Below are 25,125 nucleotides of genomic sequence, written 5' to 3' on the forward strand. Positions count from 1 at the left end.
TATGATGAAGTCTGAATCAGTGTGTGTGCTGGGACGGGGACATGGTTTCATGAAAGTCGATATCCAGGGTGATATCGGCTTTCAAAACTTTTGAGACCGGGCAGTTGACTTTTGCATCCTGGGCAATGGATTCAAAAAGTTTTCGATCCAGCCCCGGGACCTGCGCCCGCAGTTTCAGTCTAGAACTGGTGATGCTGAACGCATCGCCATTTTTTTCCAAAGAGACGGTGGCAGACACATCCAAAGTATCGGCATTAAATCCTTTTTTTGCCAGGGCTCCGGCCAGAGCCATGGCAAAGCAGCCGGAATGAGCGGCCGCAATCAACTCTTCGGGATTGGTGCCGGGTGTGTTTTCAAAGCGGGTCGTAAAAGAGTAAGGAACGTCTTTCAGGGCACCGCTTTCAGAATTGAGAACGCCCCTGCCATATTGAAGATTGCCCTGCCAGCGGGCCGAAGCTTTACGTTGCATGGATACCTCCAAGGAAAAAGGCCGTCTTTTACCGCGGTCCTTTTTTTCCACTCAGCAGATTGATAATAAAACTGATGATCGCCAGGGCCAGGAACACAAACAGCAACAGACGACCGATTTCAACGGACAGTCCTGCAATTCCCCCTGCACCTAAAAGATAGGCGACGATCGCGATGACAAAAAATATGATGGCGGCTCTAAGCATGGGAGTTCCTTTCTGTTGTGGCTGGAGGAGGCACGTGGAACAGAGTGTCCTCGAAGTTGTCCCGGGAGCTGTTCATCTGCGAGGGATAGGGAACTGTTTCCCTTTGGTGGCGACGGGACGCTCTTTGCATCTCGTCGAGTTCCCACTCGAAGTAGAAGGTTTTTCCGGGTTCTTCCAAGTCGTGTTTTTGTTCCGACATAGCTCCTCCTGCGCTTTGATGCTTAAAGAATCTGCGTGTCAGGGGATCATGCCAAGATTTTGAAGTGAATTGTTTTAGAAAACAAATGTGTGGCGAGACAGCCTCCGAGGGAAAACAGAGGCCATCTCGTCACGAGGGAAATTATTTGCAGAAGGACAGCTTTTTTACCATGTCAGAAATCGGTGTGATTTTTTGATATCTGCCACCGCTTTTGATCACAGCCCAATAGGCCCCAGAACCGACAGTGATAGCACCTTTGTTCTTGATCTGGCGGGCCATGATACCGACGCCACAGTAAAGGTTTTTATAAGGATCCAAGATGGTTTTCTTTGGATCCTTTGAAGAAAGGTGCTTGTCTTTGTTCCAGTCAAATTCACACCAGCGCGCCCATCGAATATCCTGATAGGACAGCTGTAATAGCCCCTCGGAGTAAACCGGGTTGCCGGTCACCGGGTCCGTACCCATGGTGGTCTCGTGCATTCGGGAGGTTGGATCATAGGCGCTTTCGTACTTGGCCATGGCAGAAAATAAGGCGGCCCAGACATTGGCTCGCTGGTTGTTGTCCAGTCTGTCATAACGAGGGCAGAACCGATCCATATCATCAGCGCCACCGAGCAAAGTATTCCAGTCCTCCAGGATGATCTTGTGCAAGTATTCACTCCATTGACGACGTTCGGGCTTGGTCGAGGTTTCCCAGGACAAAGCTTCGATCTTATAGGTTCCTGGACTTTCAGGGATGACAGGGACAGAGGGCTCTGTGGGATTTTTTGGATCCGTGGATTCCGGTGCCTCCGTCTTTGGAGGAGTCTCGGCGCTGCTGTTTCCATCATCGATGGTGCTTGCCAGATCTTGGATGGAAGAAGTTGTTGGGGAGCAGGCCGCTGCCAGTAAGAAAGCAATCGTGATGGCAACAACAGACACTGTCTTGGTGAGATGTTTTGAGTTCGTCAATGGACCTCCACATGGATTTGTGATTCAGGCCCCTTCAGAAGAAACGGGAGAACGGTGCCGGCTAAACTTTGTCTCGTTCAAAATTATTTCGCCGTTGTAAGATCAAGATGTACTTTTACATTACTTGAAGCCTTAAGGCGGGTGTTGAATTTCAGGATGCAACATAAAAATTAGGACTAAAGCCAAAGAAAAGAGGGCTGGGGTGCCTCAGAGGGCTCGACTATGGTGCAAGCGAGTTTGTCAGGAATGGCTGATGGCGGACCCAGAAGAAAAGAGGGTGCCTAATAAGATGCGGGAACAAAAAAAGCGCAGACGAAAAATCTGCGCTTTTTGTTTTTTTAGTTCTGGCACTGAGCTGTTGCGAAGTCCGTGTCAGGCAGGCGGTCCATCCACCAGTCCACGCAACCACCGGAATCGTACTGGCTGCACTGGATTTCCTTGGCTGACAGAACACCGTCAACGCAAGTTCTTACGCGGGAAACAGAGTCACAAGTGTAGGCAGGACCCAGAGTTTTTGTTGGGGTGGCGCTGTAGTACAACTTGACGCTGACACCGTTAGGAATGATCAAACCATCTGCGGAAACGCAGTTTTGAGCCTGAGCCGTCTGGGCCATTGCAAAAGACGCGATCAGCGCCATCATAAGTGCTTTCATGGATTCTCCTTGTTAGATTGCTCGCGCAATATAACTAAGTTCGTTCCTTTATGTTGTCAGGAAATCGTCAAAGTCGTGTTGGGGGATGGTAAGGCTCAGAGCGCACTGCCAAGAGTTTCAGCAGTGCGCCTTATATAACGTGAATTTCTATTCTTCGGACTTATAAACGGCAGGAATTACCTGTGACTGTGCATCTTCAATCAGAATATCGCGCACAGATTTGTTTTGAGGGGCATAAAGGATCAGGTCCCCCGCACCATAGCCTTTGACCAAAGAAACTTCCGTGGATGAGTTGCCACCCAGTTCCACAGTTTCCGGTAAATTGGTGTAGGCCTGCGCCATTGGATTGGCAGAGATTTTCTCCCATTTATTTTCGTGTGCCCCTAAATAGTCGTCATATTCCACCGCACCGTTGTCCTGATGGGTGGTGGAAATCTTAATGTTGAGCTCTCCTGTTGGCGCATAGGACAGCAGGGTCACATCTGCTTCGATGATAGCCAGAGTGGAGTTGTCAAAGACTCCCATCGGGCGCAAATCCAGGACCGCACCAGTGTAGTCTTCTTTGGCTTTCTCAGGGTCTGCTGCGTATTGTTGTTCATACTCTTTACGTATTTCTCGGGCTTGATTACCGTCCAACAACAAACTGACAAAGGACTCTTCCGTCAACCCCGGAAGATCGGATGCCGGTATACCGGAAAGTTCCTGATCAGCCTTGCCATCGCCATCAGCGTCGATTTGCACATTCACTTCACAACGGTGCCAAGTCGTCATGCCTTCATAAAGCTTGATGGCGACTTGCAGAACGCGACTGCCATCTTTTTCGATGACACGGTAGCCGGCTGACTGCATGTCGCAGTTACGGTTGTGGGCTAGATCCGGTTTCTTTTCTTTCTTGCGGCTGTCACCACCGATCAGATTAAACAAATAAGCTTCGCCTGTGTTGGCACTGGAGTTCTTCAGTTGAAGTTCGGCCAGGCTGCCAGCGCTGTCACCGGCGGACGTAGAGCGAACCACCAAGGATGTCGCCTCGATTTTTGAGATTTGACGAGCAACGGCCAGGGCGGGCAGTTGCACCACCACCTCTTTATCTGATACGAGCTTCAGGAAGCCATCGAGTTCGTCATTGGCGGAGGTCATCAAAGAACCTGTGATTTTTGCTTTCACCAGGATCTTTTTGCTTTCGCCCGCAGCCAAGGTCACAGAAGGCGCACTGACTTGCAGAGCCTTGTGACCCTTCCATTGCGGAGTCACAGTGATGGATTCGGAGCTGATATTTTTGAGCGTGATTTCCTGAGCCAGTGTTTTTTGCTGTTCAATGTCGGTCAAACCGAAGGACAGAGTCGCTGGAATCGTCACGATTTTGGCATTCAGGGATTCAGCCACCTGCACGCGGCCTGCTCCTTGACGGCTGACAGAATAAGTTTTCTTGTCAGCATCGTGGATCACTTTACCGTGGGCTAAAAGAACAGACTTCAACTCGTAAGGGTTCAGAGTGGAGTGCTTTTGTTTAAGAAGCGCCATCACCCCGGCAATGTGAGGACCGGCCATAGAGGTCCCGGACATTGTCACACCTTTGTCCCCCGCACCACGGGCAGCAGAAATAATGTTTGTTCCAGGAGCCGCAATTTCAGGCTTGATCAAACCATCTTCAGAGCGAGGACCACGGGAAGAAAACGGGGAGATCGTGTCCACCAACCAGGCCTTTTCCACCTTGGTTGTGGTTTTAAGATCAGCCACCACCGGACCTGTTTTAAGAGCCGCTTTGATTTGGTTGGCAACATCCAAAGTGATCATCACCGCCGGGATATCGAAACGGCCTTCTCCACCCATGACGATGGCATCACCTGGTGCATTATTTGCCACTATCACCGCCAAGGCGCCGGCCTGTTGACCGCGTTTAATCTTATCCGCAAAAGCCACCACACCACGATCAATCAGAGCAATCTTGCCTTTGATTTTTTCCGCCGTTTCCGCATCGAAGTCTTTATCGGCCACACCGACGAAGATCACTTCGGCTTTGGCAGAGTCCACTTCTTCCAACGGCTTAGAGACAGCCCCTTCAATGGCTTCCCCAAGGATGGTTTCAGAACCCGCCGTAAATTCCACCGCCGGGAACAGAACGTTTTGATTCATATTATCAATGCTGGACGCCACAGAGATCGCATCCTCAGACACACCCGGAGCTCCGACGATATAGGACTGGTCGCCGGAGTTTCCTCCTGAAGCAACCACGACGGTTCCACCGCGCACCAGATTCTTGATGGCATGACCGTACATGATATGAGGGTTGCCGTAACCGCTTCCCAGAGACAGGTTCACCACGTCAAGCTGGTTGGTAAAACTCAAATCACCCTGGGGATCGGCTGAGTATTCCAATGCTGCGATAACGACTTCATCACTGGTGGAGCCTTTGGCACCGAAGACTTTGATGGCGTAAATATCCGCATCCGGGGCCACACCATCATAAGTGTTCACGCCATCACCCAGGCCGGCCACAGTACCAGCGACGTGAGTTCCGTGGGTGGCTTCATCCAGAGGATTGGCATCAGGAGCCGGGATGCGTTTCATAAAGTCCGGGGACCCGGAGTTGTAAGCAGAACCCACAAGGTCAATGCCGCCGACAACTTTTCTATTTGGGAAGGAGGCGTGAGGCTTGGAAGGGTCCACGGCCAGATAAGCCTCTTTGGTACCTTCGCCACCAAACATTTTATGAGTATAGTCCACGCCAGTGTCGATCACCCCAACGCGCATGCCCTGACCACGGATGTTTTGAGCGTATGCGGCTTCGCTCCCGATGAATTTGACGGAAGTGTTGTTGCCGACAAGGCCCTTTTCATTGATCTCTTCATCTTCTTGAGGACGAGAGAACGAACCGGACTGTTCAGTCATGGTGACGTTCGGAAGCGCTTTGATTTTTTCAAACACCTCTGCCGGAGCCCAGATGGCCATACCGTTCAGGACACGCTTGTAACGGATCAGAACGCGGATTTCCGGAGAGATTTTTTGCAGTTCAGCGATGGTTGCAGTCTGTTCGGCTTCGATAGCCTTTAAAAGTCTTTTGTCGATAACAACTTTGCCGTCTTTTCTTTGTGCCGTTTCCAACAGAGCCGGGTTGGATAGTTTGATGATAAAGATATAAGGCTCTTCAACCGTCGGGCGGGTGCTGTAAAGGCCTTGCAGGAAGTCGGAATTGAAAATCTCGCCTTGGGGTGCTTGGGCAGAGGGACTGCACGCTGTGAAGAGCAAAGCTGAAATCAGCAGGGATGAAAAATATCTTAGCTGTGTCGTGGTTTTTAACGTTCTCATTATCTGCCTCTTTCGTTTAAGTGCCAAAGCGACACCGAAATCGGGTTAAATCATTTCCAGTCAGGCAATGTTCCAAGAACCGTGCCGGAAATTTTGCCACCGGAATAGGCAGATTTTGTAGTGCTTTAGGGGGCTTAGCGCAAGGGAAATGCCCTTCAATACAGTGCGTTTTATGGGGTGTTTGAACTCAGCCAATCCCTAAGCAGGAGGTCGAAAACCTGGGATTCTTCAAGTTGAGGGTAGTGGCCGGATTTCTCAAAGACTTTTACCGTGAAATTGGGGGAAGTGTTGCGCAGCTCATTCCAGGTCCAAAACGGCGCAACGCCATAGTCATGAAGTCCGCAGATCAAAAGGATCGGTGCTGAAATTTCCTGCAGGGCTTGTCGGGTGTCGTAATCACGAAAAACTTCGCCGTAGAGATAGTCCATCGCATCGTCATTCGCCTTCACATCCTGCCACAAAGGGGACGCGTCGAAGTGAGGGGCAAACCAGCTTTTGGCATTAAGAGCCTGGCAATAGGTGATGAATCTTCGTCCTGATTCTGCGCCAGACAAAGAATATTGAGTTTGATCCAAAGCGAATTGGGCTTTGCGTTCGGGAGCAATGGTTTCTTCCCACCGGCGAAAGGTCTCACTCATCGGGGCTCCGTGACTGGGGCCGGTGCAGATCATGACCACCTGGCTCACGGATTCAGGGTAACGTCGGGCATATTCCAGGGCAAGATAGCCGTGGGCAGAGTGTCCGACAACGACGGATTGGGTAAAACCGCAGGCCTGGCGCAGATCTTCAGTATCTTGGCAGATTTTCCCCAGTTCATAGTCAGTGCGGTTGAAGGGTTTGGCTGTTGCCGCGAATCCGCGATAATCAACAAACCCCAGGCGAAGATGTTGGCGTAAGCTTTGTGAAAACGTGCGGGGATAAAATACAGACGAACCCAGCACAAGGGTGTTTAAGCCCTGACCTTGCACCACAAAGCGCAGATTGAAATCATCTTTATCTATTTGCCCTGAGAGGTCTGTGGAATCTTTCTTCATATAGTTGCAATATACAACCAACTAGTTGTATATTGCAACTATATGAAGGTCCGAGGGTAAAATGTCCAAAAATGATTCAGAACTGCTGGGTATAAGCCTGGCTGACACACTGGTGGCTATGAAAAGGTATCTTCTGATGTCGTTTGAGCAAAACCATTCAGCGATCACTTTTGAAGAATGGATGAACCTGCGTCCGTTGTTGGATCAGGCGCTGACTCAAAGGGATCTGGCATTTTATCTGGGAAAGGATAAGACCACGGTGTCACGCCTGTTGGACGATTGGGAAAAAAGAAAACTGGTGCGTCGGGTGCCACATAAAACAGATGGGCGGACAAAATTGATTGAAATGACCCCGACGGCGCGAAGGATTCATCAGCACCTTGCGGGATTGGTGAGCAAGGCCGATCTGAAATTCTGTTCGTTATTAAACAAAAAAGAGCGGGATCTTTTGATTCAAGGCACCGCCAAGATACGGGCGGCGTTACTTGAACCAAAAAAAGAAAGTTCCGATTGATCTGGATCTTTGCTGCCGACTTATTTAACCAGTTCCTTAGGCTGTTGGATTGAACTCAATAATGTGAGTAAGTTCTATGATATCAGCCACTTGCCAAACCAGACTTGCGGGCTGTCAAATCACAGGTATCATCAGGGGCGGAGGGTTATTCAATGAAATATGGTCTGCTGTTTACGGTTTTGTCTATTTTTGTGCTTCAAACTCAAGAGGTTTCCGCAAAAGAGATTCCCGTACAGGCCAGGCTTTTTATGGGAATGACCACGGTAAAGCCAGACAATGCCAATGAAACTATCGAAGCCCAAGGTCTAAAGAAAATGGAAGGCGTCAGTCAATTGGGAGTGGAGATCACTTATCCTCTGATGAAATACCTGGACGTTGGAGCCCGTTATGCCAAGAAGATGGCCTCAAGTGGAGAAGATCTTGTGGTTGAGGCAGATGATTATCAGGCCCGCTTGGACCAGGATGCTTTTTTGTTGATCGCCCGGGTTCCTCTGAAAAGATCGGACTTCATGCGGGTGGATATTTTTGGTGGAGTCGGTGGCACCAACACCTCGTTTAAAATAAAAACGGCCAGTCTGAATGGGGAGCTTAAAAAGAGTGTCGGGGATGAGTGGTATGCTTCTCCTTATGCGGCTGCGGGAGCCTCACTGGCTTTTGGTTATAAGAAGTTCTATCTGGTCTTGGAGGCTGGTTATGAATACAACAAGATCGACGGCTTTAAGCGCTCGGGGAACCCCGGTGCGATTGACACCCTGGATCTTTCTGGTGGCTACTTCACTCTGGGGCTGATGTTTGATGGTATTCCCGGGACTGTGAATTAGTGATTTTTTTATTTATATATACGTAGATTCCAACACTGCCCATCCGAGATCACAAGTTCTGTATCGCTCTTGCTAATGGAGCAAGGATGGGTCAGGCGCGCCCGATCCAGCGTGCCATCTATCAAGCCGACTTTGTCAGAACTTCCCACAAAAGAAGAAACCCAGTTTAAGACAGGATTGAATGTCTTAAGCAGGTGATTCTGACGATCCACCAGAATCATGTTCAGACCATCCATAACCATGCTGATCGGGTAGGTGAAAGTGGCTGAAGAACCATCTCCCATTTTGTTGCCTGAGGTTCCTGAGACCCCCAAATAGGTTGTGACACCAGAGTCACTTTCACTCAAATCGATGGCGCGTATAGTGTAGTTGCCTCCATCTCCAACATAAAGTGTATTCCCTGAAGCGATCATGCCGTAAGCAATGCTGAAGGTGGAGCTTAAGCGCGGACCGTTAGCGCCGCCCCTGACCCCGGGAGTCCCGGCGAACAGTTCAGTGTTGAGCGTTTGCAAATCACTCCGGTAGATCAAGCCACTGTCGTGTGAGGAAATATAGAGATAGCCATTGTGAATTCTTAAGCTCGAAGGTCTGGTCAGTCGTGCAGCGGTACCGATGCCGTTGGTGACGCCCGCCTGTCCTGCAGTGCCAATGATGGTGGAGGACAGTCCTGTCGTTAAACTGATCCGGCGAATTGTGTGGGCTGAAAGTTCAGCGATGTACAAGTAATTCTGATCGAACTCCAGCCCCTGTGGATTGGTCAAAAGGATGTCCAATCGGTATCCGTCGGTGCTGCCAGGCACACCGATTTTCCCGGCAAAAACCTCTCTCTGGCCATCGGGGCGAGTCTTCCATATGACATTGTTGATGATATCCGAAGAATAGTAGTTGTTAGCAATTTTAACCGTGTTGAAGAAGTAGGGAACGTGATAGTTCAGAGTTCCATCGATGGAAGACTGGGGCACTCCATACTCCATGCCGCCCCAGACCAGATTCTGACTGATTCTTTCCACCAGGCGTGTCTGCAGGTTGATTCGACGGATGTGATGATAGTTTGGCTGGGTCACATACAGATAAGTACCATCCAGGGTCATATAGTAGGGGCCTTCGATTCGTGCATAGGTGCCATATCCATCTTGATTTGCATCCGTGGAGCCACCAAAGACGGATGTGATTTCAAAGGTTGTCAGGTCAACTCGCTTGATAGTGTGTGAATTTGAACTTGCGACGTACAAGCCACCATCGAACTCCACCATCTGGCCAGGACTGTTGAAAGCATTTGGAGCCGTGCCAGTGCCGTTGGTGTTCCCTGCTGTTCCAGAACCTGCGACATTTGTTAGAGCACAGGAGACCAAGTTCAGACGACGAATGCGGTGGCCCGTATTCTCAGAAATATACATAACGGGTTCTGAGTTTTCTGTGCGTAGAACCACACCTGAAGGGCTATTTAGGCTGTGACCCGGGCATACAGTGCCTGCGACGCTGCCACCGACAAGTGTTTTGACCTCGGGCGAGTCGACAAGAATTTTGTCGGTTGATGGCAAAGTCACCTGACGAATGCGATTGGAATCAGTGACGTAAAGGACAGAGCCCGAAAGTACCAGTTCTCTTGGATTTGTGAATCGGGCCGTATTTCCCAAGGCTGCCTGATCGGCGGTTCCACTGGTGCCGGATAATCCGACCAGAGTTGCAACCGTGCCGTCGGGTTTTACATAGCGCAAGCTGAAATTGAAGAAGTCGGCAACGATATATCCATCGCCGTACTTGATGATCCCCGAGGGCATACTGAACTTACCTGCAGTCCCTTGTCCATCAGAGGAACCATAGACGTTGCGTGCGCCGGCTAAAGTGCTGACAGAATTCGTATCCAGATCCAGAATTCGAATTTCATGTGTGCGGGTTGTGAAGACGATTTTATTCCCGTCTTTGATCAGGCCACGGGGGTAAACAATGGACCCGCCATTGCCACTAAGTGCTGTTACGGTCGGGGCCGGGGGCTTAATCCAATGCTGGACTTGCAAACTTGAGGGGTTGACTCGTGATATTGTCGAGCCATGTCGGGACATCACGAAGACGACATTGCTGCTGATGTCATAAAATAGAGACCGGGGAGTCAGTAGACGGGCGTTGGTCCCGATTCCGTCTTGAAGCTGCCCCTCCATTGTCTTGCCTAAAATTGTACTCAACACAGGATTGGCGGGATTCGTTAAGTCCAACTTGCGAACCACATGTGAGTTTTGTTCCGCGATCCAAAGATTGCCGTTAACCCACTCGATACCCATCGGACTTTCCAGGGAGTTGTTTCCGCTGTCACCATCATTGTTGCCGGGAAGATTGATGTTACTATAGTTTCCTGCCAGCGTTGTGACGGCATTCCCGGCAAGATCGATTTTACGCACGGTTCGATTGCCTGCTTCCACAGCATAAAGATTTGTTCCATCGGTGGTCAGAGAATACATATTCGAAAAGCGTGAAGTTAGAAGTGTGCTATTGACATGTCCTAAGGCTCCACGGGTTCCTGCCACAACAGAAACAGTCCCATCCAGAGTTGCTTTTTTCACCAAACCTGCGGCATCGACGAAGTAGAGTTCGTTGTTGAGATAAATGATACCGCGTGGACTGCTCAGTCGGGCAGCGGTACCTGTGCCATCAACGTCTCCTGGTGTACCTAAAATTCCGGCAAAGACTTCGACTTGTTTGGTTAAGGGGTGAATTCTGCGAATAGCGTGATTGCTTGCATCGGAGACATAGAGGTAAGTTCCGTCTGTTGCTATTCCCGTCATTGTATTAAATCTTGCTTCAATTCCGACGCCGTCCTGCTTGCCCGGAACACCCGGCGTGCCTGCGATAGTTTCAACTGTAGGATTGGACGGAGTGGACATAGAGATTTTTCGGACCGTATAAAAATCCGTGAAGTAGTAGTCACCATTCAGCTTCGTCATGGAGATAGGCCCCCACAGACGTGCTTCAGATATGATGCCATCGACATGTCCTCGGGGAAATTCGTTGCCGGTTATGGTTTTGAGTTGAGCTTCAACGGGGAGGGTATCTGTGGACGCCGGTAACTCTGGAACAAATCCATCCATTGTACAACCTGAGATGAATAGAGCGGTGGTGGTTATACAAACCGTAAGAATCAAGTGACGTCCTGGCATAAAAGACTTATCGGAAAGTATTCGCCTCACTTGAGATAAGCATGTCACATATTGAGAAAATAAGAGGACGAGGTGTTGTCTTCACGATTTTAATTCGGGAATGGCGCAACGGAAATCGGCGCCAAGCGGAAGGGCTTTTTGTTGGTTCCCAGCTGTCCGCTGCTGTCCATACCGGAACAGTACCAGTTCGTGCCCACTTTGCCGCAGATACCATAGGCGTTGCGGGCGTCAAGATCAGTAACCGTTCCAAAAGCATTCAAAGTGTTCAGGGCTGTTGGAGAATAGTGATAGTCATTTGTCAGATAATCATTGTTACCATGCTGGTCAAAACGGTTGTAGCCCCAGCAGTAGGCATCTCCATTGGAAATAAAGCAGTGATTAAAGTAACCACCGAAAATTTTGGTGATGTTGGTATATCCCGTGTGATCCACCATGCTGGTGATGGCGTGGGAACTGCTGCCATGTCCTGGATACTGACCCCAGCACTTAATCAGGCTGCTCCCGATGCGAACACATGTTCCATAGCTGGAAAGGCTCAGTTCATCCACATTTGAAACACCCGGGACTTGAGTGATCCCGGTTCGAGACACCGTATCCCCCAGACCCAGTTGTCCTTGCACATTGTAACCTGTGCACCAGATAGTTTTATCTGTCTTCAGCAGGCATCCATGATAGCGACCTATATGGACTCTGACATTGTCGCTTCCGGCAGAAGTGATTTCGACCGGATTTGTATACAGCCCCAGAGTCATATCAAACATTTCATTAGAAGCCACGTTACCCCAGCAGTAAAGTTTTCCGGCCTTGATGGCGCACGCCTGGTCTTGCCCTGAGGCGATGGCGAAATCAGTCACACCAGAGCTCAGGCCCGTGGGTGTGTTAGGATTTCCTGAAGTTGCACCACTGCCGCGGAGATAGCCACGGCCCCAGCATTTGATGGCTCCGGCCTGCAGGGCGCAACTGCCGCTGGGCCCGGTTTCAACTTTGGTAACACTGGTTTCAACGTTCTTTACAGCCGTGGGGGCAAGGTACATTCGATCTGTTAGCAGATTTCCAGCTTTGTTGTAAATGTTGTCACCCATGCACTTCACACCGCCACTGTAGATTCCACAGACGTGCTCATCATAGATTGAGATCGATGAAGCGCCTGCAAAGTCGGGGCTTAGAACGAAGCCTGTGGTTAATAAAGTCTGTGCGTCTCCCAGCTGGCCAAAACCGGAATAGCCTGTGCAATACACTTGGCCCAGACGAATAAAGCAGGTGTGAGCACCCGGAGATCCATCCACTGCAGTCACGTTGTCGCCACCACCCACCACTGGAGTCAGTGGGACCGTCGAAGTGCCCGTCGGCTGGTTAATCCCGCCTTCACCGAAATAGTTCTTCCCGCGGCAGGACATTTGTCCATTGAGGATGACACAGGACTGGATACCGATAAACATGTCGGTGAGGCCTGCATACTCTGGCATTAAGGTCGGTGTGTGAACGTCCGCAGTGGAGGCAGTCAATATCTGGTTGTCATTATTGTTACCCCAACAGTAAACCTGATTGGACGAATTCTTGGCGCAAGTTCCATAGTATCCGGCCCAAGCATCTGTCACGGTTCCGATTCCGCTGACGGCCACCACTGAGGTCACGGGGTTGAAATGCCCCTGGCCCAGCTCACCATTGGTGTTGTTACCCCAGCAGTATAACGTTCCGGTCTTCAAAGCACAGGCATGGGTCCAACCCATGGCCAGTTTATTCACGCCACTGGATACGGCGGGGATGCTGATTGGCGTGTGTGTCGAAGTGGCCGTTGCCGGATCGCCAAGCACTCCATAGTCTTTGGTCCCCCAACAATAGACACCGCCATCTTTCAGGGCGCAGGAGTTTATGTAGCCAACACCGACGCTGGTCACGCCACTGGTCATTCCCACAACCTGTGTCGGAGTCAGACGGGAGGACAGAGAGCCTGTTCCGAGAAGACCGGCCCCAGGGAAGGTCCCATGGCTGCCGATGCCCCAGCAGTACAAGGAGCCCGTGTTGAGAATGGCACAAGTGACTGCATAGCGAGAGGCAATTTTAACGGCGGGTGCCGCCAGGGACGCCAGAGTAGGCGTTGAAGAGTAAAGATAGTTCCCGGTGCCTTGCTGGCCTGAATTGTTGTTACCCCAGCAATAGACTTTGCCATCACTGGTGCGTGAACAAGTGTGATTATCAGCAACGGCGATTTCGACGGCATCTTTACCCGCAGGGCTGTCATTGTCATTGATAATAATATCGGCATTGGAAATGTAAGATGTGCCGCCGGTGATGCCCGTGATCTTGATCGGCACACGCTTAAACAGTTCGTCGACAGAATTATTGATACTGCTCAGATTGCCAAAAGAGATTGTGGTAGCGCCGGAGGGTACAGACGCCGTGCCTGAAGTGACGGCCATCGTATAATCAGTTCCCGCCACCGCACAGTCCACGCCTGCGCAGGTGTCGCGTGCCCAGTTGATGGACACAGAGCCTTTGTCGGTAGGGTGGGACAACGTGGCGATCAAGCTCGTGGAAGAACCTTCCACGACATACACGTCCTGGATGGTGACCAGTGGTGGAGCCTCGTCATCAGTGATCGTGACCGTATGAACGGTGTTTGTACCCAACGAACCGCCCACCGGACTGCCGAGGGTGATCTTGAATGTTTCATCGTATTCTTCGGTGCTGTTATCCAGTATCGGGATTGAGATGTTCACGGAAGTGCTGCCCGCAGCGATGGTCGCTGTGCCATTAACTGCAGTGTAGTCATTCCCCATGGTCGCTGTGGGTGCGGAGCCATTAGAGTAGGTATAACTGACGCTGACGGCGATATCCACAGCCGCCGGAATACTGACGGCCACAGTGTGGGTCGGATCGTTGTACTCTGAAATAGAAGAAGTGGTCACTGCGAACTGAATCGCCGGAGAATTTTTCGTCCAGGTCGCCGTCGTGGCCGTCGCATAAGTTTGCCAGTTGCCTGCGGCGTCTTTGCCGACGACGCAAAGTTTAACACTGCCATTGGCCAAGGCTGAGATGTTATCCGTGATGTTGGTTGTATGGGTCACTTCAGACCCGGAGTATCCGGTGGCCACTGCACAATCAACAGAAGCCGCCAGACCGATTTTGTATTTATAGGCCACCACACCGCTGCCATTGACATCAATGTTCAGTGCATACTTCGCACTGGATCCTGTCGGCTGACCCGAAAGTGTTGCTGTTGGTGGTGTGTTATCGAAGGTGATGGATGCCGAACTTGCCATCGCACTGATATTTCCCGCTGCATCTTTGATCCAGGCATAAAGTGTCTTGGCTTCATTCACTGTGCTAACCGTAAATGTGGCGGGCAGCGAAGCACCCACGGTCCACGTACAGGATGCCACGGCGGTGTTGTTTTCCATAATACAGTACGATGTCGGACTGCCACTGACAGCCGAGGTGATATTAAAGGTCGTACTGTTGGTCGGAGTCGAGTTTGTTACCGTAAAAGAAGTGATACTTGGAGCCGTGGTATCAATCACGAGATCCTTGTTGGTTCCCAAAGATCCGGCGCCACCGACGGAAGGCAGGGTTAAGGTCGCATTGTTATTTGCGGCATCTTTTATACTGGCAGAGCTCACAGTTAAGGACGTGGTCGCAGCGTAGTTCAGATCAGCCGCAGTGTCGGTGGCTTGCACTGTATAGTTGAAGAGCAAGGTGTTCGTGCCACTTCCAGAAGCGTAAGACGCTGAGCGTGCCGGTGTTGTATTTAAGGCAATAAGCGGTGTCCCCGTGACAGTGACGTTTTCACTGAAGGTCACCCGCACGTCAATGACATCACCCACAGTGTAGGCACCGTTGGTTTTATTGGAAGTGACGTTGGTGATGGTCGGAGCCGTGGTGTCAATAATCACCGCGCTGGAGCACGCTGACGTGATCGAGTTCCCGGCATTGTCCGTTGAAATAACCTGATAAGTGTAAGTTGTGCCATTGACTCCGGTGAAGTTGGAAGTCGTCGCAGCACTGGTGGCCGTGTTTTCGGTGCCCGTATAAGTGTTGCAGCTTGCTCCTGTATAGAAGCGCACCTTTTGCGATGCCAGATCCGGGCTGGTGGATTTGGTCCACTGAGCCACAAGAGCGGTGGTATTTGTGGGGCTGCTTTGCTGCCATGCCAAGGAACTCGCATTGACGGGGGCCGTGATGTCGTAAGTCACCGAGGCATCCGTGGCTGTCGAGGCATTGTTGGTATTGCCGGCCGGATCACTGATTTTGCCAGCGGTCACGGAAGGGACCAAGGTTCCGGGGGTGGTGATCACGGTGGCTTTCAAAGACCAGGTGATGTTATCGGAAGTTGTCAGGTCCCAGGTAATTCCCGAGGCGGTTCCGCCCTGGGTGATATCGGCCGCGATAAAAGTGGCAGGATTAATGGCCTCGGTGAAGACCACGGTAAATTCAATAGGAAGTGTGTTGGTCGGATCGGTTTGACCAGCCTTCTGATTGATGGTCAAAGAAGGTTTGGTTGTTTCATAGACGACCTGATTGTCGGAGCTGGTGCTGGCAGTGTTATTGTTGCCGGCAACGTCGGTGAGTTTATTTGCAGCAATGGACGGAATCAGAGTTCCGGCCCCGGTGATGGCCGTAGCCTTCAAAGACCAGGTGATATTATCCGAGGTGGAAAGATTCCAGGTGATTCCCGTCGCAGTTCCGGACTGAGTGATATCTGCTGCCACAAAATTTGTAATGGCTTCGCTGGCGACGATCGTAAATTCCACAGGCAGGGCGTTTGTTGGGTCCGCCTGTCCCGCTTTTTGATTGATCGTCAATGTTGGTGCCGTCAGATCCTGAGTCCAGATGACACTGGTCGCGGAAGTTAAAGCCTGCTCAACGCTGGCCGAATTTTTACCGATCACGCAGACCTTGATATCTGTGTCCCCCAAAGCACTGACAGAGTCAGTAATATTTGTGGAAGACGGGGTGTCGGCAGAATATCCCGTTGCCAGCGCACAGTTTGTCGATGCTGCTGCGCCGATTTTATAGCGATAGGACTGAACGTCGGCTCCAGCCACGTCAATATTCAAGCTTGTTTGATTGGACTTGCCAGACGGCTGGCCGGTGATAGTCGCGATCACTGCTGACGTATTGACGTTAAAGATAAAGTCATTGTTCGTGGCAGCGGTGGAGTTGCCAACCGCATCGCGAGCAGAGATGCGGATGGTGTATTGTGTGCCATTCGTCAGTGTGCAACCCGTAAAGGTGTGCGAAGTGGTGGTCACAGTTTGTTGCGCACACACGGAAGCTGAAGCATCGCTGCTGCGGATCTCAACCAGATACTGCGTGCTGCCAGTCGCCGCCGCCCAGTGAGCTGTGGCCGTGGATCCATTGGTCAGCCACTCATCCTGGGTGGAATCAGTTCCGCCCGTGATTCCGGCAATGACAAAGGCTTCAGGAGCTTGTGTGTCAATCTCGATATCCTTATTTGCCGCCAAAGAGCCCGCAGATCCAGGCGCTGGCAGAGTCAAAATCATGTCATTTCCGAAGCTGTCTTTCAGGGTGCTGCCGTTCAGGGTCAACGCATTGGCGGATTCATAATCCAGATCCGACGAGTTATCTCCGGCTTGCACCGTATACTGGAATAACAAAGTGTTTGTCCCACTGCCGCCGATATAGGTGGCGATACGATCCGTTGAGCCCGTTTCCATCAGAAGCTGGGGGGCTCCACCCGAAATGGTGACAGCCTCAGTGAACTGCACTGAAACCGGCACCACCTGACCTGCTTTGTAGGCGCCATTGGCTAAGCTGGATGTGACTGTAAGAACAGTGCCTGGTAAGTCCAAAGTATAAGCCGAAGTGCCAGCGGCAGAAAGATTGTTCCCTGCTAGATCTGTCAAAGTGGCTTTGGCCGTCAGCGTGCAGACTTCACCATTGGCGGGAGGATTGGCGACAGTCAAATTCACTACAGCCGAAGTCGTGCTGGAGGCTGAAACACCGGCAATGGAAACAACTCCGCCGCCAGAACATGCAATGCCCCAGTTGCCAAGATTTTCGATGGAACTCGACAACATTGCTTCGTTGAAGGTCACTGTGACAGAGTTTGGCAGACTTGAAACGGTGCTGGTGGCTGGATTGGACGATAGGATCGTGGGTGAAGTGCGATCCATCAGCAATGCACTTGAACACGCAGAGACGGACACGTTTCCGGAAGTATCTACAAGCGTAATACTGTAAGTATAGGTTTCTCCATCACTGCCACTGAAGTTGCGGGTGGTGGCAGAAGGGGAAAGAGATATTGCAGAGCCTTCCAGCACAAGACAGTTGGCGTCTTTGAAGAACTGAATTTTTTGATCAGCGACATCCGATGAGGGAGAAACGGACCATTGCGCTGTGACAGGATTGCTCTTGGTCGGGGAGGACTGCAGCCAACCTAAAGAAGTCGGAAGGTCTGGAGCACTGGTATCATATGTCACCTGATTGTCGCTGCTGGAGGAAAGGGTGTTCGGATTTCCGGCCAAATCAGAAAACTTATCCGCATTGATCACAGGTTGGATGAGTCCATTGTTATCCACACCGGACACGGTCAGGTCATAATGAGTACTGTCAATTTTGCTCAAAGTATAGCTGCTGACAGAAGCAGATCCTGTGAAGCTGACATCTGCGTCCGTCAAAGAGTTTTCAGCAATCGGTTCACTGAAAACCAAAGAGAATCTGATGGGGAGGTTTTTGGTCGGATCCGTCTGACCAGCCTTCTGGCTTATGACCACGCCGGGGCGAATCGTGTCAAAGGTCCATACATAGCTAGTGGCCACATTCAGGGGTTGCCAGAAGTTATTGGAGTCCTTGCCGATCACACAGATTTTCAGGTTCTGATTTGCAAGAGTCAAAAGACTGTCGGTGATCCCGGTGCTGACGGGCTTTTCGGCGGAATAGCCCGAAGTCAGTGAACAATCGGTACTGGCCTGAGAACCAAGTTTGTATTTGTAATGGGTGACATTGGTTCCTGACACCGTGATGTTCAATGCATCGACGTTGCTTGGATTGCCGGGTCTGCCTCCCAGAACCGCGGCCACTTCAACCCCCAGGCCTGAAACGGTTATTGCCCCACTGTCGGGCAGGACTGGATTGGCATAGCTCCAGGAAAGGTTTTGAGAGTGAGTGTTCACTTCCGTTGGATTGTAGGTGATGACCACGGTGCAGGAGCTGTGACCGTTCAAGATCGCACTGCAAGTTCCACCAGCCCCAGGAAAGCTTCCCCCTTTAAAGGCAAATGGAGTGTTCAAAGCCGTTAAGTTCAGATTTTGAGCTGCAGCATCCCCAGAGTTTGAAAAACTTAAAGAGCGCTCAACAGTCGTGTCTTTAAGTTGAGGTCCAAAATCCAGACTTGCCAATGTGGCAGTGACCTTGGCTTTTGTGGTTTTGTCTTTGACTACGAAAGAAATGGAGTTGCCTTCAAGATTCGAAAAGCGGTCCCCCGAAAAGACCAACTGGAAGGATTCATCATTTTCAATTTCGCCATCGCGCAGTGCTTTGATGATGAAGCTGATTGAATTTGCTCCGGGTTGGATGATCAGGGTGCCGTTTGAGGACTCAAAATCACCATCAATGTCGTTCAGGGTCCACTGCAGGTTTTCTGGTTTTAAAGTGACGCCGGGAACAGTCGGGGTTTCAATCGCCAGACTGATCTGATGCCCGACACCTTCTTCCAAAGTCACCACGGTGCCGGATTCGACAGTGATCTTTCTTAAGATCTGATTTTCGCTAAGGACCGGAGTCAGCGAGGCATCCATGCAGCCTGCAAGGGATAGTATCAAAATGAGCAAGATGTTTTTTAAGTACGTTCCGGCGTTAGACATCTAGAGGTTCTTTTCGGCATTTTTGAGGGAAATGTTGAGGAAAATTAACAGAAAATAACTCAATAAAATAAGAGCGTTATCAGTGGTCCAGGGGCTTTCGTTTCACATCGACATGGCATCCGACGTTTGCTTCGCCTTTTTATTGGGTCGGCTGACAAACTGCTGCACATATGTTGGAAAATCCGAGGATCCTTTTTCAGAATAGAATCCAAGGAGGCGTATCGTGTTCAAAGACCCGAGCAGAAACTTCTTTTGGTTTTTCCTGGCGTTCCTGGCCTTTGTCTGGCTTCAGGATATGTGGAGGGACCCTCTGAGGGTTCAGAATATAGCCTATAGTGAGTTTGAAGAACTGCTTCAGCAGCAAAAGGTTGCCAATCTTGTCATTTCGGAAACCACTGTTCGTGGCGAGTTTAAAGAACCTCGTGAGGGCTTTAAAGGATTTGTCACCAATCGCGTTGCACCGGAGATGGTTGAGAATCTCAAAGGCACCGGAGTTCAATACCGTCAGGTGGTTGAGAACACCTTCTTTCGTGATCTTCTTTCATGGACAATTCCTGCGTTGATCTTCATCGGTCTCTTCATCTTTTTGACGCGAAGAATGGCGGAAAAAGGGGGACTTGGAGGTTTGATGTCGGTGGGAAAAAGCCGGGCACGGCTTTACGCTGAAACAGATGTAAAGATATCCTTCGATGATGTGGCCGGGGTTGATGAGGCCAAGGATGAACTCTATGAAGTTGTGCAGTTCTTAAAGAGCCCCTCTGAATACGGTCGTTTGGGGGCGCGAATGCCCAAAGGCATCTTGCTTGTGGGCCCTCCGGGAACAGGCAAGACCCTGTTGGCTCGTGCCGTCGCAGGGGAAGCCCAGGTGCCATTCCTGTCCATCACGGGTTCTGAGTTTGTAGAGATGTTTGTCGGAGTGGGAGCCGCCCGGGTGCGTGATCTCTTTGAACAGGCCCGAAAGAATGCCCCTTCCATCATTTTTATAGATGAACTCGATGCCTTGGGAAAGGTCCGGGCTGTTGGCGGAAGCATTGGGGGACACGATGAAAAGGAGCAGACGCTCAATCAACTTTTGGCAGAGATGGATGGTTTCGATGCCCGCTCGGGCGTGGTGATTCTGGCTGCGACCAATCGCCCCGAAGTTTTGGATCCCGCCCTGCTCAGGGCGGGGCGCTTTGACCGTCAGATTCTGGTGGACCGGCCGGACAAACAGGGGCGTGAGCAGATTCTCAGTGTGCATCTGAAAAAGATTAAGGCGGAACCACAACTTAATATTGAACATTTGGCGGCGCTGACTTCGGGATTTACCGGAGCTGATATTGCCAATCTTGTGAACGAAGCCGCGGTGGTGGCCACGCGAAGAAATGCCGAAACGGTCAACGAAGAGGATTTTGTTGCAGGTATCGAACGCATTATAGGTGGACTTGAGAAAAAAAGCCGTGTTCTGAGTGAACACGAAAAGAGAATTGTGGCACACCATGAAATGGGTCATGCCGTGATGGCAAGTTTGTTTCCAGGTGTGGATAAAGTGCAGAAGGTCTCCATTATCCCTCGAGGGTTGGGAGCACTGGGGTACACCATGCAAAGACCTATCGAAGATCGCTATCTCATGACCGAAGCCGAACTCTTGCATAAAATCTGTGTCTTATTGGGAGGACGCATAGCCGAAGAGGTGATCTTTGGCGAGATCTCCACCGGGGCTGCTGATGATCTGGTCAAGGTGACCAATATTGCCGAAGCGGTGGTGACCCGTTACGGAATGAGCCGCCATCTGGGGAATATCGTCTTTGAACAGCCGGCTAATACTTTCTTAGAAACTCCAGGCATGAACTATCGCAATCGTCTTTACAGCGAAAAAAGTGCCACCGAAATCGATGCTGATATTCGGAGGATTGTCTTTTCATGCACGGAGCTGACACGAAAGGCTCTGCGTGCCAACAAATCCCTTCTTGAAAAAGGCGCAGCTTTGTTGCTAGAAAAGGAAACGCTGGAGCAGGATGAGATCAAAGTTTTGATGCAGGAACTTGTTCCGATTTCTGAACAAGCGGGGCCGGAGTTGAGGTTGTGAAGGAAGACAGATACAAGATCGTTAACGGTGTGCAAATCATTGAGGTCCGTGTTAAGGATCTGCAGCAGCTTTTTGACTATCGCGATCCGGCGCCGTTTCGACAGCGGGATCTGGACGAGGAGTTCGCAAAGTATCTGGAATCCTATCTTGACGAAATATCCCCAAACCGACCTCTTCAGATTCACATCCACATCGAGTCGGCTACAGATGTTGTTTCTCATGATGACATCAAAGAATCTATTCACGATTACTTCCACTATCAGATTCAGCTCAAGCGGGGGCAGCTTTCCAAAACATATCGAACGGCGCAGATATTTTTGGGAATCGGATTGGTTCTTGTCGCGGCCTGCCTGACAATCGCTCATGCCATTTCCACGATGAAGCCAGGGCCTGTCAGTGGTGCGGTTCGTGAGGGATTTGTGATATTCGGGTGGGTGTCTCTTTGGAGGCCCATCGACCTCATTCTTTTTGACTGGTATCCTATTTACGACCGCATACGTATCTATCGACGGCTGGCCAGTGCTGAGATGGAGGTGACGATGGGAAAAAAATATTCCTAGTTTTCTGATTCCGGTTTATTTCTGTTCTATTTCGGGTTGAGGCAAAGTGAAGTGGAAGGTGGAGCCTTTGCCAGGCTGGGACTCTGCCCAAATCTGCCCACCGTGCAGTTCAATCACCTTACGACAAGTGGCAAGACCGATCCCCGCTCCGGGAGTATCTGAGGCATCCTGCAGCTTCTTATGCAGAGTGAAGATGTTTTCTTTATCCTTAGGGTTGAAGCCGATCCCCCTGTCTTGAAGACTGAACAAGTAAGTGTGATCTTGCCGTTTAAATTCTATTTGAATATGGGGAGGCGAGGCTCCGTGGAATTTGATGCTGTTGGCGATGAGATTTTGAAAGAGCTGAGTCAGCAGGTGCGCATCGCCGTTTACTGTTGGCAGCACGGGCATAAGAATTTTGGCGTGAGTTTTTTTGATGGATTCATGCAGATTCTGCAGGACATGATTCAGGATCTCGTTAAGATCAACGGGCTGGAAAGGTTTCTCGGGTTTTGTAAGCCGGGCATAGTCCAGCAGTCTGTCGATAAGCCGGCGCATGCGCTCGGAAGCTTTCTGCATGACGTTGATGTACTTTAATGGTTCTTCCCCGAGAACGTCTTTTGTTTCGTCCGTAAGCAGATCCAAGTAACCGGATATGGTGGCCAGAGGAGACTTCAGATCATGCGCGGCAATGGCTGCAAAATGTTCCAGATCCAGATTGCTGGCTTCTGCTTTTTCCAGGGCCCGCTTAAGGCGTGTTTGATGAACATCCGCAAATTCTGTGGCGGCCAATGAGATGGCTGCATCCACGGCCTCGTTGATAATCGCATCCACTTCGTAACTGAGTAAACCCGTTTTATGGAGGTCTTCCATGATCACAGCTCTGAGAATGCTAAATTCCTGAAAAAGTTGTGGAAGAAAGTAACCTGTAAGGTGAGCCCTCTGTTCCCCATGCAGTCGCGACATTCCCTGTTCCCCCAAGCGGAAGTTGGAGTTCAGAGTGGATTTTTCAAGAGAATCACAAAGCTCGTCTAAAAAGACTTCCATCGAGTTGAGCAGAGCCGGGGATGTCTGGCCTTCAGCGGCGGGAATTTTATTGCGTACTTTCATTTCCCACGCTGCCTTTAGCTTGCTCTTGTCTCTTTTTATCTGTTGGGCGGCAGCTTTATAGATGTTGGATGTGTGGTGCTCTTCACTGTGTTCTTTTGGAAAGAGACTCTTCTCCATTGGCAACCCCCAGGCGCTAGTATGGTGGTGTGGATCGCCTTTATTATCAGACGGGGGGAGTGTTTTTTTAAACAAAGTTGTTTGGAACCGATAAAATAAATGGACTAGGGTGGCAAATGGCATTGTTTGGCTTGCTTCTCGCTTTGCTTGAAGCTCGCTTGTTGGCTCTTGGTTTTGCGACGATTGGGGCTCGTCGCATCACGCTCCTCGGGGCTTTGCCCTGCGCTTTCGCGCACCCTCGCGCTCGCGTCCTGCGAGGGCGAGGACAAAAATAGCAGGATGCTATTTTTGCGCGTAAGCCCCGAAGGGGATGAGGGCAGGAGCCCGAAACAACCCCTGTGCCGGCGGCTTTGTAATAGACAAGCTTCGCAGATATTGTTTGCGCCGGCGCTCTAAATTCGAATCCTGTTGGAAAGTCAGATGTTGAAAATAAAAAAGCCCGATCTTGCGATCGGGCTTTGTTATTTTCAAAAATTGGCGTTCCCAAGGGGATTTGAACCCCTGTATCCTCCGTGAAAGGGAGGTGTCCTAGGCCCCTAGACGATGGGAACGTTTAGAGATTTCAACGAACTAAAAAATGGTGGCTCGCGATGGATTCGAACCATCGACCCCTTCATTAAAAGTGAAGTGCTCTACCAGCTGAGCTAGCGAACCACTGTCCGTTGAGGAAGTGCTAATTTGTAGTAAGAGGGGTTTAAAGTCAATACACTTTCTTGCAGTTTTTTAAAAATTTTTGCGATTTTTTGATAAAAAAAAGGCCTTTGCTCAAGCTCTAAGCAAAGGCCCCGTAAAAACTGCTAAATATGCTTAATTGTTGAACAAAGGCTTGACCCACAGTGTCTGTTCTCGGCCCGGTCCGACAGAAATGACGTCAATCGGAGTGCCCAATTGAGAGCCCAAGTAGTCAATGTAGTTCGTTGTCGGGCGTGGAAGATCCGAGAGTGTTTTTACTTTCGACAAATCTTGTGTCCAACCCGGGATCCATTCGATCACGGGCTCCACTTTTTCCAGCTCGTAAGGGGAGGTTGGAAGGTCTGTGATCACTTCGCCATTTAATTTGTACGCTGTGCAGACACCAATACGATCATGGCCTGTCAGGACATCCAACTTCATCATCGCAAGATTCGTAATGCCATTCACACGAATCGCATATTTCAACGCCACCAGATCCAACCAGCCGCAACGACGCGCGCGTCCTGTGGTGGAGCCGAACTCGTGCCCATCCATTTGCAGTTTCTTGCCGATGTCATCATTCAGCTCTGTCGGGAACGGACCGCTGCCCACGCGAGTGGTGTAGGCCTTAAAGACGCCAATCACTTTTTGTACGCTGGCAGGTCCAATGCCCGCACTAGCACACGCATTTGACGCCAGAGTGGAGGAGCTTGTCACAAACGGATAAGTTCCATGCAGAATATCCAGCATCGTGCCTTGTGCGCCTTCAAACAAAACGCGTTTGCCGGCCTTCAGGTTTTTGCTGATGAACAAAGAAGTGTCTTTCGTGCGGTACGGAGCCAGTTCTTCAGCCACAGCCAAGAGATCCTTCATCAGTTCTTCAGACTTGAAGGTGGAGCTCTTATAGTAGTTCTCCAGCATGAAGTTCTTTTCCGTCAGGGCCAGTTCCAGTTTCTTTTTCAAAGTTTCTTTGTCGAAAAGATCGCCGAACAAAATCGCACGACGAGAAGCGCGGTCTTCGTAGGCAGGGCCGATGCCTTTGCCTGTAGTGCCGATCTTGCCATCGCTCAAGGCCGCTTCGCGAGCGGCATCCAGCGCCTTATGATAAGGCAAAATCAATGTCGCCGTATCAGAGATTAAAAGTTGTTTTGGATTTTGCAGAAAGCCTGTGTCTTTCAGTTTTCTGATTTCATCGCGGATTGAGAAGACGTCAATCACCACGCCGGAAGCGATCACGCATGTTGTTTCCGGGCGCAGGATTCCGCTGGGAACCAGATGCAGAACAGTCTTTTGACCGTTGACCACCAGTGTGTGACCAGCGTTGGCGCCACCTTGATAGCGCACAACCATGTCCGCCTTTTCTGCGAACACATCGATCAGTTTACCTTTACCTTCATCGCCCCACTGAGCTCCGACAACTACAACGCCTGACATATAACGTACCCCTTAAAACAGACCCTAAAAATGTCTCTCAAACAGGGGGATTCAG

General features: G+C 50.5%; 15 protein-coding genes and 2 tRNA genes. 4 read left to right on the forward strand and 13 right to left on the reverse strand.

All coding sequences use genetic code 11. The features are described from left to right. Positions 1 to 16: 16 nt before the first annotated feature. The 7 genes from ACZ50P_RS06395 to ACZ50P_RS06425 form a co-directional block, all read right to left on the reverse strand. Complete coding sequence (locus ACZ50P_RS06395; RefSeq protein WP_464134403.1) at positions 17 to 469, reverse strand: OsmC family protein; 453 nt, start codon at positions 467 to 469, stop codon at positions 17 to 19. A 28-nt stretch (positions 470 to 497) separates the two neighbouring features. Then, entirely contained in the window at positions 498 to 674 is a 177-nt protein-coding gene (locus tag ACZ50P_RS06400; RefSeq protein WP_262552510.1) for a DUF1328 domain-containing protein, read from the reverse strand. Beyond that, the gene (locus ACZ50P_RS06405) at positions 667 to 873 is read right to left on the reverse strand and encodes a hypothetical protein (RefSeq protein WP_464134406.1); all 207 of its coding nucleotides are present in this window, start codon (positions 871 to 873) and stop codon (positions 667 to 669) included. Before ACZ50P_RS06405 ends, ACZ50P_RS06400 begins: the two co-directional genes overlap by 8 nt. A 141-nt stretch (positions 874 to 1,014) precedes the next feature. Beyond that, positions 1,015 to 1,824: a hypothetical protein gene (locus ACZ50P_RS06410; RefSeq protein WP_464134407.1), complete on the reverse strand. Its 810-nt coding sequence runs from the start codon at positions 1,822 to 1,824 to the stop codon at positions 1,015 to 1,017. A 338-nt stretch (positions 1,825 to 2,162) separates the two neighbouring features. Next, positions 2,163 to 2,477: a hypothetical protein gene (locus tag ACZ50P_RS06415; protein ID WP_464134408.1), complete on the reverse strand. Its 315-nt coding sequence runs from the start codon at positions 2,475 to 2,477 to the stop codon at positions 2,163 to 2,165. Positions 2,478 to 2,624: 147 nt separating this feature from the next. Further along, complete coding sequence (locus ACZ50P_RS06420) at positions 2,625 to 5,783, reverse strand: S8 family serine peptidase (protein WP_464134411.1); 3,159 nt, start codon at positions 5,781 to 5,783, stop codon at positions 2,625 to 2,627. 170 nt (positions 5,784 to 5,953) lie between these two features. Continuing rightward, positions 5,954 to 6,817, reverse strand: coding sequence for an alpha/beta fold hydrolase (locus ACZ50P_RS06425; RefSeq protein WP_464134413.1), 864 nt, complete (start codon positions 6,815 to 6,817; stop codon positions 5,954 to 5,956). Positions 6,818 to 6,878: 61 nt separating this feature from the next. Here ACZ50P_RS06425 and ACZ50P_RS06430 point away from each other — a divergent pair, with 61 nt between their 5' ends. Together ACZ50P_RS06430 and ACZ50P_RS06435 are read left to right on the forward strand one after the other, a co-directional pair. Next, positions 6,879 to 7,331 (forward strand): MarR family winged helix-turn-helix transcriptional regulator, encoded by a 453-nt coding sequence (locus ACZ50P_RS06430; protein ID WP_464134415.1) that lies wholly within the window; start codon positions 6,879 to 6,881, stop codon positions 7,329 to 7,331. Positions 7,332 to 7,483: 152 nt separating this feature from the next. Next, positions 7,484 to 8,152: a hypothetical protein gene (locus tag ACZ50P_RS06435; RefSeq protein WP_464134417.1), complete on the forward strand. Its 669-nt coding sequence runs from the start codon at positions 7,484 to 7,486 to the stop codon at positions 8,150 to 8,152. An 8-nt stretch (positions 8,153 to 8,160) separates the two neighbouring features. Here the strand turns inward: ACZ50P_RS06435 and ACZ50P_RS06440 are convergent, their stop codons facing one another. Continuing rightward, the gene (locus tag ACZ50P_RS06440) at positions 8,161 to 11,091 is read right to left on the reverse strand and encodes an NHL repeat-containing protein (RefSeq protein ID WP_464134418.1); all 2,931 of its coding nucleotides are present in this window, start codon (positions 11,089 to 11,091) and stop codon (positions 8,161 to 8,163) included. Between the two features lie 302 nt (positions 11,092 to 11,393). Beyond that, positions 11,394 to 19,064 carry a Calx-beta domain-containing protein gene (locus tag ACZ50P_RS06445; RefSeq protein WP_464134420.1) on the reverse strand — a complete coding sequence of 2,557 codons (7,671 nt, stop codon included), beginning with the start codon at positions 19,062 to 19,064 and terminating at the stop codon, positions 11,394 to 11,396. Between the two features lie 289 nt (positions 19,065 to 19,353). On the opposite strand from ACZ50P_RS06445, the gene ftsH reads away from it, so the two are divergent. Together ftsH and ACZ50P_RS06455 are read left to right on the forward strand one after the other, a co-directional pair. After that, the gene (gene ftsH / locus ACZ50P_RS06450) at positions 19,354 to 21,198 is read left to right on the forward strand and encodes an ATP-dependent zinc metalloprotease FtsH (protein ID WP_464134422.1); all 1,845 of its coding nucleotides are present in this window, start codon (positions 19,354 to 19,356) and stop codon (positions 21,196 to 21,198) included. After that, the gene (locus tag ACZ50P_RS06455) at positions 21,195 to 21,758 is read left to right on the forward strand and encodes a hypothetical protein (RefSeq protein WP_464117511.1); all 564 of its coding nucleotides are present in this window, start codon (positions 21,195 to 21,197) and stop codon (positions 21,756 to 21,758) included. Before ftsH ends, ACZ50P_RS06455 begins: the two co-directional genes overlap by 4 nt. Positions 21,759 to 21,773: 15 nt before the next feature. On the opposite strand, the gene ACZ50P_RS06460 is transcribed toward ACZ50P_RS06455, so the two are convergent. The 4 genes from ACZ50P_RS06460 to ACZ50P_RS06475 form a co-directional block, all read right to left on the reverse strand. Then, positions 21,774 to 22,964: a sensor histidine kinase gene (locus ACZ50P_RS06460; RefSeq protein ID WP_464134424.1), complete on the reverse strand. Its 1,191-nt coding sequence runs from the start codon at positions 22,962 to 22,964 to the stop codon at positions 21,774 to 21,776. 475 nt (positions 22,965 to 23,439) lie between these two features. After that, positions 23,440 to 23,515, reverse strand: a tRNA-Glu gene (locus ACZ50P_RS06465). A 27-nt stretch (positions 23,516 to 23,542) separates the two neighbouring features. Further along, positions 23,543 to 23,618: transfer RNA gene (locus ACZ50P_RS06470), tRNA-Lys, on the reverse strand. 153 nt (positions 23,619 to 23,771) lie between these two features. Continuing rightward, positions 23,772 to 25,070, reverse strand: coding sequence for an adenylosuccinate synthase (locus ACZ50P_RS06475; RefSeq protein WP_464134426.1), 1,299 nt, complete (start codon positions 25,068 to 25,070; stop codon positions 23,772 to 23,774). Positions 25,071 to 25,125 lie beyond the last annotated feature (55 nt).

This window comes from Bdellovibrio sp. CKG001, assembly GCF_055397465.1.

Coding starts and splice junctions, on each gene's coding strand:
- ACZ50P_RS06395 (WP_464134403.1), bottom strand. CDS start 469: ATGCAACGTAAAGCTTCGGCCCGCTGGCAGGGCAATCTTCAATATGGC.
- ACZ50P_RS06400 (WP_262552510.1), bottom strand. CDS start 674: ATGCTTAGAGCCGCCATCATATTTTTTGTCATCGCGATCGTCGCCTAT.
- ACZ50P_RS06405 (WP_464134406.1), bottom strand. CDS start 873: ATGTCGGAACAAAAACACGACTTGGAAGAACCCGGAAAAACCTTCTAC.
- ACZ50P_RS06415 (WP_464134408.1), bottom strand. CDS start 2,477: ATGAAAGCACTTATGATGGCGCTGATCGCGTCTTTTGCAATGGCCCAG.
- ACZ50P_RS06420 (WP_464134411.1), bottom strand. CDS start 5,783: ATGAGAACGTTAAAAACCACGACACAGCTAAGATATTTTTCATCCCTG.
- ACZ50P_RS06425 (WP_464134413.1), bottom strand. CDS start 6,817: ATGAAGAAAGATTCCACAGACCTCTCAGGGCAAATAGATAAAGATGAT.
- ACZ50P_RS06430 (WP_464134415.1), top strand. CDS start 6,879: ATGTCCAAAAATGATTCAGAACTGCTGGGTATAAGCCTGGCTGACACA.
- ACZ50P_RS06435 (WP_464134417.1), top strand. CDS start 7,484: ATGAAATATGGTCTGCTGTTTACGGTTTTGTCTATTTTTGTGCTTCAA.
- ACZ50P_RS06440 (WP_464134418.1), bottom strand. CDS start 11,091: ATGACGAAGCTGAATGGTGACTACTACTTCACGGATTTTTATACGGTC.
- ACZ50P_RS06445 (WP_464134420.1), bottom strand. CDS start 19,064: ATGGATGCCTCGCTGACTCCGGTCCTTAGCGAAAATCAGATCTTAAGA.
- ACZ50P_RS06460 (WP_464134424.1), bottom strand. CDS start 22,964: ATGGAGAAGAGTCTCTTTCCAAAAGAACACAGTGAAGAGCACCACACA.
- ACZ50P_RS06475 (WP_464134426.1), bottom strand. CDS start 25,070: ATGTCAGGCGTTGTAGTTGTCGGAGCTCAGTGGGGCGATGAAGGTAAA.